The organism is Candidatus Obscuribacterales bacterium, assembly GCA_036703605.1.
Taxonomy (GTDB): domain Bacteria; phylum Cyanobacteriota; class Cyanobacteriia; order RECH01; family RECH01; genus RECH01.
In genome coordinates, this window is record DATNRH010000786.1 from 1 (window position 1) to 2039 (window position 2039).

Below are 2039 nucleotides of genomic sequence, written 5' to 3' on the forward strand. Positions count from 1 at the left end.
TACGGCAAAGGTGGCAATACCCGTGAGGCGATCGCGCACCCAAGATAAGCTCTGCTCACGGTTTTTCCAAACCAGATTACAGTGCTGCACGCAATGATCCGACGATTCCAAAGCTTCCAACGGTAGGGCACCCACATCCCCATCAGCCGTACTCAGCTTAGAGTCAAGGTCTTCAGGCGACAGGGCAGCCAAGTCAGCCAGCGCGGATCGGTAGCGCTGCAACTGCTGCAACGTTTTGCGATCGAAGCTGCTAAAGTTTTCTCGTTTTTGGTCAAGAATTCGGCGAATACGAGACGGCTTTAAGGACATGGGCGTAATCTAAACGAGTGTGTTACCAATGGGCTGGACAAAACCACCTGCCACTCACGATCGGCGATCGCTACAGCAGGATCAACCGTCATCACTTTTATCAACACCAAGCTCTAGATGCCGAATAGCGACCAGCATAGAGCAACCCTGGAATCTGCCGAACCGAGAGCGTTCATGGTGCTTCCATAAATTCGCCAGTTGCCATGCCAAGACTTATTGTAGCCTCAGTTTGGGCGAACCCAGACCGAACACCATCCCAGGGGATCTCAAGAATTCAAAGGGGTCGTGCTCCATCGATCCAAGGAACTAGCCTGGCATCAGAGCGGCCAATCTGCGATCCCTGCGGTCGAAGGATAGGGAAATCTTTGGGCAAGGATTAGATAACGTCGATGCTAAACCCCTGATTCTGCGCCGATTCCCTGCATTTAGTGTAGATATATTAAGGTCTGTTTCATTTCAATTACATCTCCCCGGATGACGCAGCAGTGCCTTAATCTTCCGTGATAGTATCTTTGCCGACGGCTTTTAGAGATTGGGAGAAAACCTTTGGCATTACGGGTTGCTGTTGTTGGATCCGGTCCGGCAGGTTCCTCCGCTGCTGAGACATTAGCAAAAGCAGGTATTGAAACCTATTTATTCGAACGCAAATTAGACAACGCCAAGCCTTGCGGCGGAGCTATTCCGCTCTGCATGGTGGAAGAATTTGATTTGCCTCCGGAAATTATCGATCGCCGCGTGCGCAAGATGAAGATGATCTCACCCTCTAATGTTGAGGTGAACATCGGCAGCACGCTTAAGGATGACGAATATATTGGCATGTGCCGTCGTGAAGTGATGGATAGCTTCATGCGGGAACGGGCAGCAAAGCTAGGAGCCATTCTCATCAATGGCACCGTTCATAAGCTAGAGATTCCCTCAAACAACACGGATCCCTACGTTCTCCACTATGCAGACCATTCCAATGGCAGCCTAGAAGGGGACAACAAGACCCTCAAGGTAGACCTAGTGATTGGGGCAGATGGTGCTAACTCACGGGTTGCCAAGGCCATCGACGCCGGCGATTACAACTATGCGATCGCTTTCCAAGAGCGGATTCGCTTGCCCCAAGACAAGATGGACTACTACGAAGAGTTGGCGGAAATGTACGTCGGTGATGACGTTTCCCCTGACTTCTACGCTTGGGTGTTCCCCAAATACGACCACGTGGCCGTGGGCACCGGCACCATGAAGGTGAACAAGACCAAGATCAAGCAACTGCAGGCGGGCATTCGGGCTCGGGCTGCGAAGCGCTTGGAAGGTGGCGAAATCATCAAAGTGGAAGCCCATCCCATTCCCGAACATCCCCGTCCTCGTCGGGTGGTGGGTCGGGTAGCCCTGGTGGGTGATGCCGCTGGTACGGTCACCAAGTCGTCGGGTGAAGGCATTTACTTTGCTGCTAAGTCGGCGCGCATGTGTGCGGAAACCATTGTGGAATTTTCCAACGGTGGTCAGCGGGTGCCGACGGAACATGAGCTGAAAATCTACCTGAAGCGCTGGGACAAGCAGTACGGCATGACCTACAAGGTGCTGGATCTGCTGCAGACGGTGTTCTACCGTTCCGATGCGACTCGGGAAGCCTTTGTGGAAATGTGCTCAGACATCGACGTGCAAAAGCTCACCTTTGATAGCTACCTCTACAAAACGGTTGTACCGGCTAACCCCTTGGTGCAGCTGAAGATTACCGCCAAACC

2 protein-coding genes are annotated in these 2039 nt (G+C 52.5%); one reads left to right on the forward strand and one right to left on the reverse strand.

Annotation, left to right across the window (positions count from 1 at the left end; all coding sequences use genetic code 11):
* Positions 1-309, reverse strand: a 309-nt coding sequence (locus V6D20_16405) for a hypothetical protein (GenBank protein HEY9817362.1), incomplete at its 3' end; no start/stop codon positions are given.
* A 546-nt stretch (positions 310-855) separates the two neighbouring features.
* Here V6D20_16405 and chlP point away from each other — a divergent pair.
* Positions 856-2039 (forward strand): geranylgeranyl reductase (gene chlP / locus V6D20_16410; GenBank protein ID HEY9817363.1); only part of this gene is annotated, 1184 nt, incomplete at its 3' end.